Origin of the sequence: Lysinibacillus sp. FSL M8-0337 (genome assembly GCF_038593855.1) — a bacterium.
Classification (GTDB): Bacteria; Bacillota; Bacilli; order Bacillales_A; family Planococcaceae; genus Lysinibacillus; species Lysinibacillus sphaericus_D.
In genome coordinates this window covers 1,433,090-1,450,895 of the sequence record NZ_CP151996.1, presented here as the reverse complement: position 1 = coordinate 1,450,895, position 17,806 = coordinate 1,433,090, and the positions used below count along the sequence as shown (strand labels likewise).

Annotated in this window: 14 protein-coding genes and 2 pseudogenes; 8 read left to right on the top strand and 8 right to left on the bottom strand. The window is 32.8% G+C overall.

What is annotated here, in order from left to right; translation table 11 throughout:
- Window positions 1–203: 203 nt before the first annotated feature.
- Complete coding sequence (locus tag MKY08_RS06675; RefSeq protein ID WP_069511941.1) at window positions 204–797, bottom strand: SAM-dependent methyltransferase; 594 nt, start codon at window positions 795–797, stop codon at window positions 204–206.
- 329 nt (window positions 798–1,126) lie between these two features.
- Here MKY08_RS06675 and MKY08_RS06670 point away from each other — a divergent pair, with 329 nt between their 5' ends.
- Both MKY08_RS06670 and MKY08_RS06665 read left to right on the top strand, forming a co-directional pair.
- Complete coding sequence (locus MKY08_RS06670) at window positions 1,127–2,455, top strand: c-type cytochrome (protein ID WP_069511942.1); 1,329 nt, start codon at window positions 1,127–1,129, stop codon at window positions 2,453–2,455.
- Window positions 2,452–3,492, top strand: a complete 1,041-nt coding sequence (locus MKY08_RS06665; protein WP_069511944.1) for a cytochrome ubiquinol oxidase subunit I — start codon at window positions 2,452–2,454, stop codon at window positions 3,490–3,492. Before MKY08_RS06670 ends, MKY08_RS06665 begins: the two co-directional genes overlap by 4 nt.
- Window positions 3,493–4,340: 848 nt before the next feature.
- Here the strand turns inward: MKY08_RS06665 and MKY08_RS06660 are convergent.
- Together MKY08_RS06660 and MKY08_RS06655 are read right to left on the bottom strand one after the other, a co-directional pair.
- Window positions 4,341–4,622: a hypothetical protein gene (locus MKY08_RS06660; RefSeq protein WP_069511946.1), complete on the bottom strand. Its 282-nt coding sequence runs from the start codon at window positions 4,620–4,622 to the stop codon at window positions 4,341–4,343.
- Window positions 4,623–5,008: 386 nt separating this feature from the next.
- Entirely contained in the window at window positions 5,009–6,070 is a 1,062-nt protein-coding gene (locus MKY08_RS06655) for a PepSY domain-containing protein (RefSeq protein ID WP_069511948.1), read from the bottom strand.
- Window positions 6,071–6,705: 635 nt separating this feature from the next.
- Between MKY08_RS06655 and MKY08_RS06650 the strand changes: the two genes are divergently transcribed.
- From MKY08_RS06650 to MKY08_RS06640, 3 genes and pseudogenes are all read left to right on the top strand, one after another.
- A complete protein-coding gene (locus tag MKY08_RS06650; protein WP_069511950.1) occupies window positions 6,706–8,316 on the top strand; it encodes a glycosyl hydrolase family 18 protein in 1,611 nt (536 codons plus the stop codon).
- A 741-nt stretch (window positions 8,317–9,057) separates the two neighbouring features.
- Window positions 9,058–9,543 (top strand): annotated as a pseudogene (locus MKY08_RS06645) (hypothetical protein); the annotation flags it as partial.
- A gap of 76 nt (window positions 9,544–9,619) precedes the next feature.
- Window positions 9,620–11,140 carry a recombinase family protein gene (locus MKY08_RS06640; protein WP_069511952.1) on the top strand — a complete coding sequence of 507 codons (1,521 nt, stop codon included), beginning with the start codon at window positions 9,620–9,622 and terminating at the stop codon, window positions 11,138–11,140.
- A 450-nt stretch (window positions 11,141–11,590) separates the two neighbouring features.
- On the opposite strand, the gene MKY08_RS06635 is transcribed toward MKY08_RS06640, so the two are convergent.
- Window positions 11,591–13,201 (bottom strand): hypothetical protein, encoded by a 1,611-nt coding sequence (locus MKY08_RS06635; RefSeq protein WP_069511953.1) that lies wholly within the window; start codon window positions 13,199–13,201, stop codon window positions 11,591–11,593.
- Between the two features lie 439 nt (window positions 13,202–13,640).
- On the opposite strand from MKY08_RS06635, the pseudogene MKY08_RS06630 reads away from it, so the two are divergent.
- Window positions 13,641–14,447, top strand: a pseudogene (locus MKY08_RS06630) (hypothetical protein); the annotation flags it as partial.
- A gap of 147 nt (window positions 14,448–14,594) precedes the next feature.
- Here the strand turns inward: MKY08_RS06630 and MKY08_RS06625 are convergent.
- Both MKY08_RS06625 and MKY08_RS06620 read right to left on the bottom strand, forming a co-directional pair.
- Window positions 14,595–14,978, bottom strand: coding sequence for a type II toxin-antitoxin system HicB family antitoxin (locus MKY08_RS06625; protein WP_069511954.1), 384 nt, complete (start codon window positions 14,976–14,978; stop codon window positions 14,595–14,597).
- A 50-nt stretch (window positions 14,979–15,028) separates the two neighbouring features.
- On the bottom strand, window positions 15,029–15,202 hold the full coding sequence (locus tag MKY08_RS06620) for a type II toxin-antitoxin system HicA family toxin (RefSeq protein ID WP_141705581.1): 174 nt from the start codon (window positions 15,200–15,202) through the stop codon (window positions 15,029–15,031).
- A 459-nt stretch (window positions 15,203–15,661) separates the two neighbouring features.
- On the opposite strand from MKY08_RS06620, the gene MKY08_RS06615 reads away from it, so the two are divergent.
- Both MKY08_RS06615 and MKY08_RS06610 read left to right on the top strand, forming a co-directional pair.
- Complete coding sequence (locus MKY08_RS06615) at window positions 15,662–16,204, top strand: hypothetical protein (protein ID WP_069511955.1); 543 nt, start codon at window positions 15,662–15,664, stop codon at window positions 16,202–16,204.
- A gap of 18 nt (window positions 16,205–16,222) precedes the next feature.
- Window positions 16,223–16,417: a hypothetical protein gene (locus MKY08_RS06610; RefSeq protein WP_069511957.1), complete on the top strand. Its 195-nt coding sequence runs from the start codon at window positions 16,223–16,225 to the stop codon at window positions 16,415–16,417.
- A gap of 272 nt (window positions 16,418–16,689) precedes the next feature.
- Here the strand turns inward: MKY08_RS06610 and MKY08_RS06605 are convergent, their stop codons facing one another.
- Complete coding sequence (locus MKY08_RS06605; protein ID WP_069511959.1) at window positions 16,690–17,235, bottom strand: hypothetical protein; 546 nt, start codon at window positions 17,233–17,235, stop codon at window positions 16,690–16,692.
- Window positions 17,236–17,531: 296 nt separating this feature from the next.
- Window positions 17,532–17,681, bottom strand: coding sequence for a hypothetical protein (locus MKY08_RS06600; RefSeq protein ID WP_167397292.1), 150 nt, complete (start codon window positions 17,679–17,681; stop codon window positions 17,532–17,534).
- Window positions 17,682–17,806 lie beyond the last annotated feature (125 nt).

Sequence of the window (17,806 nt, the reverse complement as noted above, 5' to 3'; positions counted from 1 at the left end):
TCGTTGATGTTCGCCAAAGGCTCCGTTACCGACAACTAGTTTTTCATTAGATTTTTTGCAAAAGCAAAATACACGAACACTATTTCTCTGTTTCTTCAAACTTATTCATTTTGTCCCAGCCTCGATCTATAGAAAAAGAAAGTACAAGTTATTTCTCGTATGTCATTTGTCTTTTTCTTCTCATATACCATACAGATTATTGATTATTTTTCTACTATTACTTGTATGACACGGCGCGTACTTGTTTGAATCGACGTATCATATTGTTCTACTTCCCCCGTAAAGTAATGTTTTAATTTATAACGACGAGCCCATCTTAAAATATTCTCCGCGTTATATAAATGAGACATATCTTTTGGTCCCCCCGTATTGTATAAAAGCTGTGCGTATTCATATACCTCAAACATAAATACACCGTTTAGTTTTAAAGAGTTCATAATTTTATCAAGCACTACTAATTGTAAGCTATGAGGAAAATGCCCAAAAACCATTATTGCGCCATCATAGTTTTCTTTAGGTAGTTTGTTTTCTATTAATTCTACCCTTTTTGTGTCGATCGTTACGCCATTCATATTTGCCAGTAATTGAACTTTAGCTAGTCCTTGCGAAGTAGAATTATAAACCGTTACCTTATATCCTAGTTTTGCTAAAAATACTGCATTCGCCCCCTCATTTTCTTCATACGCAGCAATTTTGGCATGCTTAGGGAAATAATGTACAGAAGACTTAATAAATCGATTCGCTTCCGTTCCATACACATATAGTGGTGGACTCTCTTGTTCACGCCCCATGCTCATACCCTTCCCCCCATTTATACGTAAAACGATTCCAGTATTTTAAACTGATGCTTTGATTACCATCATTATAAAAAACAATTGAGAAATTCTAATGAATTTTAGTAACAAAAAAGTAAATTTCATTTAAAGTCGATATTTGCTCTCAAAAAATAGCATCTATTGCGTGAAATCAAGAGAAATCGGACAAACCTTTTCTACGTTATACATACTATTTTGACAAACTAATGAAGTTTAGTTGCTTTGGATTTCACATATTACTCATCTGCGTTTCAAATCTATTTAGTATGATATGCGTTGAATGTCATTAAAAACAGAAAGGAAGCGTAACTATGAATTTTCCATCGGTCGATTATACTTGGTTTGGGAACGGCACTGTCATTGCTCTTATTGCCATTATTCATGTAATTATTAGCCATGGCGTGGCAATTGGAACCTCTGTTTTAGTTGTATCTACTGAGTATAGAGCCATGAAAAGAAAGAACGAAGCATTAGATCAAGTAGCAAAAACAATGTTGAAATGGGTATTAATCATTACTACAACTATGGGAGCAATGACTGGAGTAGGGATTTGGTTCTCAACAACCGTCATACAACCGGACTCCATTTCTTCTTTACTACGTATTTTCTTTTGGGCATGGGTTGTGGAATGGGGCGCATTTATCTCGGAAGTGATTATTCTTATCATCTATTACTATACTTGGGATAAATGGAAAGAGGGAGAACGTAAGCGAAAGCATATTATGTTGGGGGTCGCACTTAGTATTGCTTCATGGGTAACAATGGTAATCATTACAGGTGTCTTAGCCGCAAAATTAACGCCGGGACGTTGGATTGACACATTTTCATTTTGGAATGCCTTTCTCAACCCAACTTACTTCCCTTCACTCGGATTCCGGATGTTTTTAGCAATTATGCTAGCTATCTCATTAGTATCATTTTTCATTCGTTGGCGCATTAAAGATAAAGCGTTACGAACAGAAGTCTTTCGAGTGTTTGCATTTGGGGGTGCTATCGCCTTACCACTCACTTTTATAACGGGATTATGGTATTTATGGGCCATCCCAACTGAAGCCTATAACATGATTGTTTGGTCGACAGGCATGTCTGAGGTCATTTTCAAAAGTCTCAATATTTTAGGTTTTAGTATCCTTCTTATTTTCTTAGTATGGCTCGTTAAAAGTCCAAAAAACGTTCCGTGGATGCTATCAATTGCAGTCATGTTTTCTTCAATCGGATTTATTGGGGAATTTGAAGTTGTAAGAGAGAGCGTTAGAAAGCCTTACATTATTTATAATTATATGTACGCAAACGGAATGTTAGCAAAAGATGAAGAAACACTGAAAAAAGAAGGTTATCTAGCAAATGCAACATGGGCAAAAGAAAAAGAAGTAACTAACAACAATATGGTTGAAGCTGGCCGAGACGTTTTCGTTGGTCAATGTATTACTTGTCATACGATTGATGGATGGCGAGATACACGAGCATTAGCTACTAGAATGAAAGGTTGGGATAAGCAAGCCATTATGTCCTTTATTCCTAATATGCATTATGCACAAGTAGCAATGCCACCATTTATGGGGACAGAAGAAGAAATTGAAGCATTAGCTACTTATATTGTAACAGAATTGGAAAATGATAAAGAGGTGACCCCAAAATGAACCATCTAGTTTTTGCATTAATTTCTTCTGATAACCCTTTACCGATTCCTGCACCCATTGGTTTACTAGAAATTTTGATTGTCTTAACATTTATTCTTCATATTATTTTTGTGAATTTTACTATTTCATTGACTGCAGGTGCTGTGGGGCTGGAAATTACGGGGATGATGAAAAAAAATAGTTTATTTGATAAAATGGCACAAATTTGTTCTTTTCATGCTTCAATACATAAGAGTATTGCAGTTGTGTTAGGTGTTGGTCCTTTATTAATTGTAAGTGTCTTATATACACAATATTTTTATTCTTCCACAATCTTAATAGGGAAGGCTTGGATGAGTTTATTAATTTTACTCATTGCTGCATTCCTTTTGTTATACATTTATAAGTTCACTTGGATTAAATTCCAAACAAAAAAATTATTGCATTTAAGTATTGGCCTATTAGCCATGTTAATTCTGTTTTTTGTCCCTCTTATTTTTATTGTCAATGTCACTTCCATGCTATATCCCGATCGTTGGGGAGAAGCAAATGGTTTTTTTGAAAGCTTATTTTACTACCCTCAAATTTGGCAACGTTACCTCCATTTTATGTTAGCGAGTTTAGCAACAGGTGGATTTTATATGTTTGTCTATTTTGCTTATTTGAAACGAAAGCAGAAGAAATTAGAGCAACATGAACAAGCATTAAAACTTTTTGGTGCCAAAGTAGGCTTTTGGATTACAATTACACAGTTAGTAACTGGTTTTTTATTATTATTTTCTTTTAATACGAATATTCGTATGCTTTATTTAGGAGAAGATTTATTGTTAACTTCTTTACTTATTATTTCTATTGTCTTAACAGTCATCCTTTGTATGTTACTCTATGCAGCAGGCTATAAGGATTCTGCTAATTCTTTTCTAGCCTCTATTTTGGTCTTCATGTTTGTTATTGGTATAATGGGCTGGATGCGTCATGAATTGAGAGAAGCCTATTTATCACCTTATCTCGATGAACATCCACGAACAGAGGAGCGAATAGAGTCTTCGTTGAAATAGAAGTATCGACCGCAAGGAACACCATAGACAAAGTCGATTTATTCGACTTTGTCTATTCAATATATAGTGATTACGTTTTAAACACTCATAACTTACTATTCTTCTTGCAACAGAAACTCTTCCTCATCTGGTTCCCACGCTTGACCAAATGAATGATCTTTAAATAGCGCTGCAAGTCAGTAATCTGTTTCTGTTAGGTAAATTTAAAAGGGGAATTTTAATAAAATAAAACGGTAGCCAATGATGTTCCTGTTGGCAACCGTTTACTATTTTCTATTTAAATATACAACAACGAATAAAACAATCAGTGCTAAAAAGTTTGTAATTGGCACCCATTCATTCTGATTCTTCCAAATTGCTAAATATCCGAAATATATATTTAATATAAATATAGGAATGAAAATAAATATAAATAGATAATGTTTTTTCATTATAACACCCCGCCTCATTTCCTTATTATTGAGACGTAATATTATAAATTGTTGCCCAAGCCATATCTACAATAACATAGCTACCTTTATTATTAGCATTTAAACGCTCCGAAAGTAGCCAAAAGTATCCGGACGTCAGTCCAGAAATAGCACCAACAGCAAGCAAAGAAGGGAACCAAACCCCAAGAGCAGTAAGACTTGTTGTCGTTATCGGCCACCTGCTGCAATTGTACCTGCATCAGAACTCACTTTAGCCGTATCACAACTATCTAACTTTGTTTTATAACCCCTCCAGAAATATTCAGTCGATGTAGTTACACCTCTACACCTTGAAAATCGTATAAATGTATTGTTTTGATTTTTATTATTATTTAATAGTCTCTGGATAGTTAAATCTGATGCTACACTAATTGCATTTTATTTAACCTGCTGATTTAAAAAAATAAAATACTCTTGTTGGCCTTTAATTAATATAGAATCAATTCCAGCTTCACTTGCACCGTTTTCATTAAGGACGAAAAAACCATCTTCGACATGGACAAAAGGCTTTAACGATAGAATATCTTCAAAAGTATAATCTTTAAAGTCCTCTATGCTATCCTTTTCTATTACAGAAGGTCCATAACTTTGAGACGCTGCTGGATTTACAGTAGGAAGCAAAAAAATTGTTAATAATGCTAAAATGAATATTTTACGCAATTTTAATTCCTCCATTCATGTAAATAAATATTTTGTAATTATTATAAAATGGAGTACAACATGGGAAAAGTTAAATTGGTTGAAAATTCAGTGAAATAAATTTATCCCATAATTAAAAAGATTATCACTGTAAGGTGACCTAAACTCGAGTGTTGTTAACTTTAAATAACTTGTTATATTTTATTATTTGGAAAACTGTAATAACTTTTTAGAATACTAAAAAATAAAGCTATAAAAATGACTAAAAAATAATTATGAAAGAAATTGACCCCAAATCAGTTACATTTGAGGTCACTCTTATTAGAGAGCACTTCTTGTATTGGTAGTGCTCTTCTTACTACTTATCCAATTAAACTTTTAAAGATTAGAAGCAGTTATGACGAAATTTAATCATCATAGTCACTTTGAAGGTTTAGAATAGTACCTGTTATTGCATCTATCTCAATATCGTATTCTATACGACCATTTTGTATTTCTATCTCATAAATAGCAATTCCATCATCATAGTCCAACTCAATCTTTGTAACATTACCTGAAACCTTTTCCTTTGCTATTGCAATTGCCTTGTCTTGAGATATGAATTGAGCTGATGAAGGTTTTGAAGGTATAGTATCGTTTATATCTAACATTGTATCACTCGTTGAATTGAGTGTATAAACATTTAAAGCAACAGATGAAACATTAGTAATATTAGCGTAATTTAATCTATAAAAAAACGTTACCAATTGCTTTCTAGTCAACACATTTTCTGAGCCAAAATATTTTTGTATATTGATATTTTGATATTCATTATTTTGCCCTGTCGTTATTTTATTTTGTAATAAATATTGGATAGATTCATTCAAATTATTACTTCCATTGGCTAAATAAGCAATTGCTTGAGCAACAACACCTCTATTCACAGCCATATCTTTCAACTTAGTATCGTTATATCCGTTTAATGGAACCCCATATTTAGCTAATATATTATAATTTATTTCCGTTTCTGAAATGTTACCATTGCTCTTATTATCTAGCTTAAAATAATTCACCAGTATTTTTGCGAACTGTCTTTCTGTCACCATATTATTCGGTCTAAAAGTCCCGTCTTTATAACCATTTATTAAACCCATTTTTCTAGCCCAATAAATAGGCAAATTATTAGGATCATTGACGTCTACATCTATAAAGTAATTATTAACCTCACGTTCTGTAACCCGTATCTCACCTGTATTAGCATCAACATCCATTTCAACTTTTTCTGTATTCGTTAAAACAGTGATTTCGAAATGGGATTCATCATTATCAAAACTCGCTTCAATTACCTGCCCCCCAAATTTCTTAATAGCCATTTCTTTTGCTGTTTCTAGTGTAATGTTCAGCGTAGAAGCAGAAGCCTTCTCTTTTACAATGCCAATAAGACAAAACAAAGTAAAAAATAAAACAAGTACGGTTTGAATATTTTTCAAAATAAAGTCCTCCAAATATTATTTCTATACTATTTTTCGTTGTAACTATGAATTAAAATTTCCAACTTACTGTTGTCATTTCTGGAACTTGATATTAAGTACAAACCATATAAATAGCGTCAGTTAGCTTAATCATTATGGTAATCTAGAAATATTTTAATATCCCTATCTATTTCAATTTATTAATTAGTTTTGATTGATATAAAGTAACAACCCCTTTAAGAGATACCCCTTGCATCTTTGGATGGTAGTATACGATCCACTTAGTCCAAAACTTGGATAATAAGAATAAATAAACCTTTTATACTAAGTATAATTCAGAACAAAAGTGAATTGAAGAATTAAATCATTACAATTTTTTAACAGGTATTCCTGAAAATTTTACATAAAACTACTAAATAACTTGACTAATTGACCCCTTGATTTGTCATTAAATAATCTGTCTTCTAAATTTTCCGAAAGGACAATGCAATACTTACATTTCCATGTCTTGAGTGCTAAACTTCGATTATATTAAACCCTTAATATCATAAATTTACAAAACAACTCAATGATACCATATTTTAATAATTGATTACGTTTACTAAAGTAATAGATAATAAAGTGGATAAAATCTATTACAAAGGAAGAAAGTAATGAAAAATCTATTAAAAAAATATTTGATAATACCAGCTATGCTCACTACTTTATTAGTTACTCCGTTTAGTGCTAACGCCTCAGCGAGTGATATACATATGTCATATTTATATAGCGGAAATACAAGCTCTTTCATAAAAAATATAGATATGACTCAAGGTGCGTTAAATACGGCAACACCTAACTTTTTTAATTTAAATGCAGATGGTAGTTTAAGTGCTACGATTGATAAAAGTTTAGTCGATGCAATGCATAATAGAGGATTAAAAGTTGTGCCTTTCATTTCTAATCATTGGGACCGTAAATTGGCACAAATCGCAATGACAAACCGAGAAATATTGTCTACTCAAATCGTCAATTCTGTTGTGAAAAATAATTTAGATGGCGTTGATATTGATATAGAAAATTTAAACTATACAAATAAAGAAGAGTTTACAGATTTCATCCGATTATTACGTGAAAAAATGCCTAATAATAAAACATTATCCATAGCAGTTGCTGCAAATCCATATGGGTGGACAACTGGGTGGCATGGTTCTTATGATTACACGAAACTAAGTGAGTATAGCGATTATTTAATGCTGATGGCGTATGATGAAAGCTATAATGGTGGTTCAGTTGGTCCTGTCGCAAGTTTATCATTTGTTGAAAATTCGATTAAATATTTATTAGATAAAGGGATTAATCCAAATAAAATAGTATTAGGCCTCCCTTTTTATGGACGAATTTGGAAGGATGATGTGGAAATAGGAGGCGAAGGCATTGCTAATAATGCCGTAAAATCTATTGTGAATAGCCATAATGGAAAATTTTATTTTGATAATACTTCAAAATCAGCATTTGCCAAATTTACAGTAAAAAGCAGTGACTCTCCTACTTATATCGGTGGTAAAAAGCTAGTACCAGGAAATTACACGATATGGTACGAAAATGATTTATCTTTAAAATATAAGTTAAGACTTGTAGAGAAATATAATTTAAGAGGAACAGGTAGCTGGGAGTTAACTCAAGCGGATAATGGTATTTGGAAATTTTATTCTTCTTGGGCGAATGGGGAACATAACTTTATAGATACGGAAAATCATTGGGCAGAACAGGATGTTATGGCCCTTTACCGAAAAGGCTGGATTAACGGCAAAAACGAATACACTTACGATCCAAATGGTAATTTAACAAGAGCTCAGGCTACTGTTATCCTTATTAATGCCATCGGTTTAGACACAACAAACGAAACTGTACCTAATTATTTCAAGGATGTGCCAGCAAATCATTGGGCAAAACGTCCTATAGAAATTGCCTATAAGTATCATATTGTGAATGGCACAAATGAAAACATTTTCGATCCAAATGCCAATATCACAAGAGCACAATTAGCAGGTATATTATCGAGAGTATTAAATTATCCATTACCTACGGATGAGTCCAGTTTTTATGATGTTCCAAAAGATTTTTGGGCATATGCAGATATTTTAAAATTAAGTAGTAAAGGGATTATTAAGGGAAAAGAAGATGGAGGATTTTATCCATTTGATCATGTCACGAGAGGTCAAATGGCGGCGATGGTAAACCGTGCAAGTGCAGATTTAGAAAAGAATGCAGTAAAAAAATAAGTCCTTTCGCAATAGTTGTATAAACAAAACAAGCAGTTATAAAACGATTCAATGCAAAACCTTTAAACTAATCTTTAAAATGAAAGACAAGTAATTATGGTTTCTTACATCATAGCTTGTCTATCATATTACACATATAATAAAAATGTACATGACTAAATTTAATTTTAATAGTGTACATTTTTTTATTTTGCTTAGTATTTCTACTAAAGTTTACTAAAAGGTGTAACATTTACAATTAGCAAAGTTATCAAGATATTGATGATGCGTACTATAGAATAATTGGTGTTCACATATCACAACGCCCACATCAGCTTTCATGAATTACAAAAAAAGGAGTGCCCCCAAAGCTTTTCTACTCTCCAGGACCTCATTTACTTATGAGTTCACCGTATTATTTCCCTTCCCAAATGCCACCGGACATTGGAAACATATTTGTCAGAAATGTATCGGCAGTATATTATGAAGAATTTTCAAGTTCAACTAATTTAGTTTATTACAATGAGTAATGAAAACATTTGTTTTAAAGCAAGACGTTCAATTACAATCCAATGACTAATGGCATTATTATAAATTTGACGGAAATAATTAGTTAAATTTTCTAGTTTATATATAATTCTCATGACATGAACCTACTGTGTATTTTTATCACATGACTCCCACCTTTTATTTCCGAAACTAATCACCATCTAAAATTCCTCTCATATTCTATAATTAGACCTATTTTGAGGGGGAAACTATATGGGGATTGAACTTACTTCTCTCCATTGGATTTATGTTGTTTTTATTGTTCTAATTATTGGCTTTATGGTGAAACGTCGGGATACTACCCTCATTTGTATTCTTGGCATTTTCCTACTTGCGATTGTCGCTACAGGTGATCTCACTTCGTCTATTAGCGGGGTTTTTAACAGCTTTATTTATGCGATTACAGAGCTGTTATCGACCATTTTGATTATCTCCATTATTGTTGCGATGAGTCGTGTGTTAATAACTTCTGGTATTAATGAGGTCATGGTTGCACCATTTACAAAAATTATTAAAACACCGACACTCGCCTATTGGACGATTGGTATATTAATGATGATTATTTCTTGGTTTTTCTGGCCCTCTCCTGCTGTAGCATTATTAGGAGCAGTGCTACTACCTGTAGCCATTCGAGCGGGTTTACCAGCGTTGGGCGTTGCCATGGCAATGAACTTATTTGGTCACGGAATTGCTTTATCTAGTGAAAAAGCACATTATTCTAAATGGTTAAATTCGAATAATAACGCCATATTATAGAATAACGGGAGGTTTATTTGTGTATAGACCAGTTGAAAAATGTGACATACTTCAATCTAATAAGCCTAAAGCCTTGTATTTAAGAAAGTCTAAAAAGAAAAAAGGGAAAACTGAAGAAGAGACTTTAGAATCAAATATGCAACGATTATTAGAATTTTGTAAAAATAACAAAATTGATGATTATGTAATTTATAATGATTTCGTTGCTAAATCGACTAAACTAGACCGTATAGAATATAGAAAAATGTTAAATGCTTGCTTACAAGGCGTACACGATACGATTGTGGTTTTAGAAGAATCTCGACTATATAGAACTGTATATGAACAGACAAATGTATATGAGGACTTAAAAGGCACTGACATAGTGATTTTTTCTGATAGAGAAGGCATTATAAACCCTAATGATAGAACTCAATTCTTGGCTAATATTGTGCGTGGTGCAGTTAACGAACACGAATTACATAACTATGCCCACCGTATGAATCAAACGAAACTTCAAACAGCTAAAAATGGCTCATATGTAAATAAGATTCCATTTGGTTATATAAAAGAAAGAAATAATTTAATACCACACCCCATTGAAAGTAAAGCGTTTAGATTGATTGTCGAAAAGATTATTGAGGGTTATACAATTAAAGAAGTGATAATCGAATTAAATTTAAGAGGATATACTACAAAGCAAGGAAAAAAATTCAAAGCTGCTACTACAATTACTCGACTCTTTGATAATAAAGTATATTTAGGAGAATCACATTATAATAGTAAAATGTTTGGTGAAGACGTTATTATACGTGATACACACGAACCTTTGATGACTATAGAAGAATATCAAAAAATTAAAAAGAAAATAGCTTCTCGTTCAAGAAATACACAAGGCATACGTTACACTAAAATAAATACACCTTTAGACAGGTTAATGTATTGTGGTATTTGTGGCCATCGTTTACCAATCCATAAATCATATGTAAATAAAGAAGGTGTCATATCTTATCAAATTAGTAATTGTAAAAATTCATATGGAGAGAACTTTGAGTATAAATGTCCTCATAAATCTGTGAGTTTAAATTTTTTATTACCCCATTTCTATAAAGCAATTAATAATTATAAAGAGATTATTGGAGAAGAACTTTTAAATACCTCAATAGATAATAGAAATGATACAAAGCTTTCTATTTTGCAAGAAATAAAACTATTTAATAAGAAGATAAAAGAAAAAGAAGAAGAAATCAAAAATACTGATATGTATTTGATTAAAGGTATACTAAAGGAAACTAAATATGTGAATATAATGCCACAATTAGAAAATGAATTGCAGGAATTAAAAAGTTTACTTGTAGATAGTAATAAAAAACTAAAAACAGTGAGTGAGAAAAGTAGTGTTGATTTAAAGAAAAAAGCTTTAGATTTTTTACAAACAGTAGAAAATATTGAAACGGAAGAACAAAACAGACTATTTAGACTACTCTTTGAAAAAGTTGTTTTAATCAATACTGATGATAAATTTTCAATTGAAATAATAGAAAAAGACACCTCCCTTTAAGAGATCGTGTCTTATTTTTTTGATGCATATTTAATTAATGCTTGTGCTACTGCTTTATAATTTGGCTTCTTTGATTTATTGATAGTTATTTTAGGAACTCTTGTTTCTTTGTTGTTTTTCATTTTCATCACTCCTTTTAAATACAAAAGAGATAAATAAAATCCAAATTTTTAGATATCAAATTTCATACAATGAATTTTATGTATCTAAACTTTGTCCTATTACCAAAATCGGCGATACTGTTTGTAAAACAAATCGAAACGCACTATTATATGTAAAATCAAACCTCGCTTCCTCAAAATATTAGAATTTATATATAAATTTAAAAATCCCAAACCAATTAAGATTACAGCTTCTTAAATGATGTGGGATTTTAATAAATGCTAAAGACTAAAAAAACATGCTGTTGCATACCTCTATTAATAAGTACGATTCGTCATAAATAGAAGCTTAACGACTTTTTATTTGTTCAGTTGCTTTGAAGTTCCAATCTTCCCCACGATATGAATACGGGTAACTACCTAGATTATCTTCAATTTTACCCGTATCGATATTGTAGATAAAAGTGCCGATATTGGCATACACCCCATCCGAATAATGCCACTGATTTCTGGTAGGCTCGCCTGATGGAGCAGTAGTATTGCCAAATCTATACATGTAATCGTAAAACCCAACGTAATTCGCTTCTATTAACAGAGCATTTTGAATGGTTTTGTTGAAACCTCTAAATGTGCCTTTGTATACATTACCAATTGTTGAAGTACCGTTTCTGTTTAACATAGTACTTTCATTTCTTGAGTAATATCCGTTATAAGGCTTTGAAGCATATTGATATTCCCAACTAAGATTGATTGCTTGTCCGTTTACATAAACATCATAGGTGCCTGCTGTAATAGACGGAGGTGTGGGAGGTGCTTTTACTACAGTAACATTGTATGGTGATTGCGGAGTATATTTACCATCATAGGATTCTACTCTTATGTAGTAACTCTTATTCGATTCTAATTCTAACCATCTAGATTCGTTACCGCTACTTAAAAAACTACCCATACTACCCAAATTTTCGTTATAAATGTAAAAAGCATATTGAGCGTCGGACGGTACATTATTTAAACTAACATAATGTTTGCCTGCGCTTGATGGCTTAAATAAGTACCAATCAGAGTCAAACATAAAGTCAATATTTGCATTAACATCCATTTTACCAGTGAAAAGTGATAAGTTGTCATTTGGGCTGTCGTTTTTCTCATACTGGTCATAAGTATTATTCACATTTGTTAAAAAAGTATAATTATTACTATTCGTTGTGCCATTTGGCTCTATACGGAAGAAATAATAACCTGCTTCCGCCATATAACCGATTGATTCGGACAATTGCCCATCATTTATCGAATAATCTACCAAAGAAAGTACACCTGTAGATTGATTTAGACTATAAACATATACATCAGAATCTTGGTTTGTAGCCTGTGATAAGTAAAAGTTAATCTTAGAAGTAGTTGGTGCATAAACATAATACCAATTTGGTACTCCGTCCCCGATAATGTTGTCGTTCAAAGGTTGGTCATAGTATGTTTCATCTAAGAATATAGCTTTATCAGGAGAATTGTTGCCAACAGCACGACTCGTGCCTGTAGTATCGTTGTTTTTAATCTCGTTTCCACCACTGAAAGTAGTTATACCCTTAACAGCGTTAATGTTTTCTAAAAAAGACTTTGACAGAACATAATCATTTGGAGCTGCATGGCGACTCATTGTTGATTTTGTAACAGGAGCAACATTAGTTGCTTCTATTGATAATTCGTTGTCTAATGCCATTACATCTTTCTCTTGAAAAGTGCTATCAACAACATTACTTAAATCAATACCAGTACTATCTATACCATTTAGCCCATTTTCTAAAGTTTGGTCAGTGTCGTTCGAAAGAGTAACTTCTTTGCTTGCATGCTCGCTTCCTTCTGCATTAGATAATAGAGCATCGTTTGAAGCATATGATACTGAACCAACGCTAAACAGCATGGTAACAGTTAGGCAAGAGATTAAAGAGCGTCTCATTTTCATTGATATTCCTTCTTTCTGATATAATTTTTACTCCAAGTACAAAATCAAATATGCGCTATAATACTTCATAAAAGTATCCTACAATTATTGGATCACCTACCCTTCCGTTATCACGAAATACTAGTACCATATGTAATTTATATTTATCCAAAATTGGCATGATACCTTTTATAATTACTATTATAATACCAAATTATACATAATTTGTATATATAATAAAAGTTTGGTATTTTAGTGCCCCCTTATCTTTTTACTACTAAAGAAGGATAGCTTTCTTTAAACCTAAGTTGAACACATACGCTTTATTACAGAAAAGTTATAATTTTATATGAAATTTTTTAATATGTATTAATAGTTGACGTTGATTGTAGACTAGATGTTTGTATTAATGTTCTAAGTGACAAAGCCCCTTACTTATAAAGCTTAGAAAGAAACGTTTTCTAGTGATATTGTGATTCAAGGCGCTCCAAAGTTGACTGCAGATGCTGCGGGTATTCCAGTAGGGGATGTCGTTTCAGCCAGTATTCCGCTTGTTATGACGATGGGCCTTGTGACGACGATAGCTGCTTTTATCTTATTAAAACGTGATATGAAGCGAGGCACTCTTCAGTTAACAACTTCATCTGAATCGAATGATGTTATAGAACAGCTGAAAGATGAACATTTGCTTACCCGCGGACAAAAACGATTTTTTGCGATACTTATTCCATTTACCTTTTTGCTCGATGTTATTGCCATGTCAGTATTAAAACTGCAAGGCGGTGACGCTACTGCTCTAATTGGTGGAACGGCTGTCTTTATATTGTTAGTGCTCTGTCTTGTTGCACATAAAAAACAAGGATTTGAGAAATCAACAAATTATTTAATTCAAGGATTCCAATTTGGATTTAAAGTATTTGGACCCGTTATCCCCATTGCAGCTTTCTTCTATCTTGGTGACTCCGGATTTACCCAAATTATTGGTGACTACCTCCCTTCCGCTTCTCATGGCATTGTCAATGATCTTGGTGTCGGCTTAGCCGCAGTTGTACCATTAACGAAAGAAATTGCGGTCGTGACCCTTGCAGTCGTAGGTGCCATTACAGGTTTAGACGGCTCTGGATTCTCTGGCATTTCGCTAGCTGGTTCAATAGGTAGCTTATTCGGCAATGCGATTGGAGGAGGTACAGCAACCCTAACCGCACTCGGACAAATCACGGGCATTTGGGTTGGTGGCGGTACACTGTCACCAATGGAAGACATATAAAAAAGGGACTTCTAATACAAGGTATCAATTTAAAGCAAAACGAAAAGAATTCGAAAAAAATAAAAAAACGGCTTGAAATGATCAAGCCGAAAATAAAAAGAGAGAGTTAAATTATTCGTAAATTTATTATGCTAATTTATATATTTATTATAGTAATTTGTCTTTTAAAGCATCCGTTAAAGTTTGGGAAAAGTTTATACCTTGTTTCATACCTAAATCATTTAAATAGCTAGGAATAGTTAACGTTTTTTTAACTGGCGTTAAATCTAAAGCTTTCTTATGTGCCTCTATATCAACATCTACAAGTGTTACAATATCATTTTCTTTTGGTGTAAAAGAAACCGTATTCGGTTTATTTATTGGTTCATCAGCAAAAGCTATAGCATTACCTATATAATCCCTTGCATACTCAATAGCTTCAGCAATAGTTTCCCCTTGGGTAATCCCGTCAATATCAGGAATTGTCACTAAGTGAAAACCGTCTGCTGATAGGGGTGAAATAACCACAGGATAAACTACAACATTTTTCATTTTCTACCTTCTTTCGTTTCTATTTTTATTGGGCTTGAAAGCCAACCCTTTTACAGGTTGTGCTTTCTAATGAGCCCTTTTGCTAAACCTTCATCAACTTCTCTATGTCTAGGGATTTGTTCTTTCTTGCCTGTTGGTGACACCCATATATCATGTTTACCACCATGGGTCAAAAATTCCCACCCTTTAGCCGAGAAGCGTTTCTCTAACTCTCTCTTTTTCATTTTTTAACCCCTTTCCGCTATACGTGTATTATACGTATTAAAAAGAAAGGAGTCAATGAATTTATACGTATTGTTTACGTATAACTAAAATTTTATGCAGCGATAATTTATTTATGTTCATCGCCATTTCACTATATGTAGCGCTTATTATTGCTACGATTATGCTCATTTTTTTTGGATTTTGAAGGACGAGCAGAAACGCAACACCATGTTCATTAATCGCTTTGCATAGTTCAAATATTTTTGTGTTTATATTAATTACACAATTTAATGAACAATACCCTTTTATTATTTAAACAATCTGTATCATGCTATTTAAAAATATGTATCGCGATTAAAGTTTTCTCATTGAAATCCAAACAAATTTTTTTGTTACAATTTTGTGTATTATATTTTCAGTTTTATGTTTTTTATTTAAAATATAAGAATAATCAGAATATTGGAGGAGGCGTTATACAAATGAGGAAATTATTTTTTATGCTGACTTGTTTGGTTCTCTTATTCTTTTTCACGGCAAATATTGGCTTACCTGCATCCACTGTTTCTGCAGCTGAACAGAATAGCGATTTTGCCATTACCATTTTAAATGAAAGTACCATGCGTTTAGATTTGTTAAATGAAGACGCAAAAATTGAAAATGATGAAGTTGGAAATATAATTGTTACAAAAGGTGATTATACAGAAATACTGCCAACTCAAGCGATAGATAGTCATGGTAATGAGGTGCATTTAATTTATAAATCAGTTGCTAATGGACTGATTATAGAATTACATAACGATGAACAACCGGTTCATACAACTAGATTAGCTCGTTCTAAATGGAAATGTACACTAGGTGTTCTTGGCGGGTATTATCTTGGTGCATTAAGTGGCTTAGGGGTAGGAGCTGGTGTCGGATCCGTTCTTCCTGTTATCGGAAATGCGGTAGGTGCTGCTGGAGGAGCTATTATAGGTGCAGCAGGCGGAGCAATGTCAGGTGCAGCGTCCTCTTGTTTTGATTAGTATATAGGAGGAAATTGTATGCTGGATTTAGATAAAGTTTTTTGTTTGCCCATGATATTGGCCTATTATGTCTGCTTGATTTTGTGGATTTTATTGCTTTTAGCATTAGAATCAAGTTTACTTTGGGCTTTATTAAATCCGTTAAATTTTTGTTTAATTTTTAACATAGTGTTTGGTATTACTTATCAAATTAAAACGAAAAAAAAAGAATAAGCTAACAATAAAGCCCAGGCTCAACAATCGAGTACCTGGGCTTTAAAACGATACAAATATGCATTTTCTCACTATGTCAGCACGTTAATAAATCGGTTTTAAAATTCCAATAGGAAGCCACGTACATTGTTCATCTTTTGCTTCCAAGTCTTCTTTTACACATAGGTAAGCATTAATGGAATCACTTACTGAATAAACCATGCTTCCTTTTGGCATCATTTTTTCTGTTTTCGAGCCTATTAGTGGATAGGTTTTCGCTTCGGAGTCTTCTGTTACTTCATAACGGACACCGGTTTTTTAAATATTGTATCAGCTACCTTCATATCTGAACCTGGATAATGCTCTTCGCACTTTAACCCATTTACAGTGTCCCTGCAATATCTCAACAATTGATCACCATTCATATCCGTGATGGAAGTATCACGCCATTCCGTAAAGAGTTTCCCATACTGGCCACTGTTACGATTAATATTAATATACGTTACATTTGGATAGAAAGATGCACGAATTTTCATCGGTATTTCTCTAAAAACTACTAGATTAGTTGCTTGTACTCGATATGGCCCCATTTGATAAAAGGTTTTACCATCATATTTTTCAATTTCATACGTTCTAAAATAATTATTGCGTTTCACCACTAACGAATCAAATGTACCGTCTTCATTTTTCTTATAAATCTTAATGTCTTTGGTAAACGTCATTTTCCCCGTTTGATCTTTATATACTTCTGCGCCATCATACCTAATAGCCTCTGATTTTGTTGGATTCACAATCGCAAATACCACCGCTGCTAATAACACAATAAATAATTTTTTCATTATGCTCCTCCTACTCTGTTTTATAATACTTACTTTATCTACTAATATCGTAATATTTTATCAATAGAAATGGATGATGTCAAAAATATAACAAAAGTGGTGCTTTTTAGATAAGAATAATTTAAATAATTGTAGCAAGAAGACATATATTTAGCATAATTTCCGATTGCCTTTCACTCCTCTAAAAGGCAAGAAACGTTCTTTCATAACTTAAACCCTTTTTACAGCGAGTGGGAAGTGGCAATCAAATCGTGTCGAAGTTGGTATTAGCTTATCCCATAAATCTTGTGACTACTCTATTTCGCGCAATCATTTTTATAAACTGTAATACCCCCCACTGTTAAATCCTTTAGTGTTACCTTTCTTCCGTATTCCCGTGACAAAATACTTTCAATAATCGGCAATAATTTTCGTACCTTTTCTTCTGTCATTTTGACTGCCGTCATTCCACACACTCCTTTTTATCAGAATATGTCGAATGGGCTTGTCACTTGCTTTAAAACAAATATATGATGTTTGAACACTTACTAAATCTAAAATAATATCCCCCTTCATTAACCTTTCTGTTAAA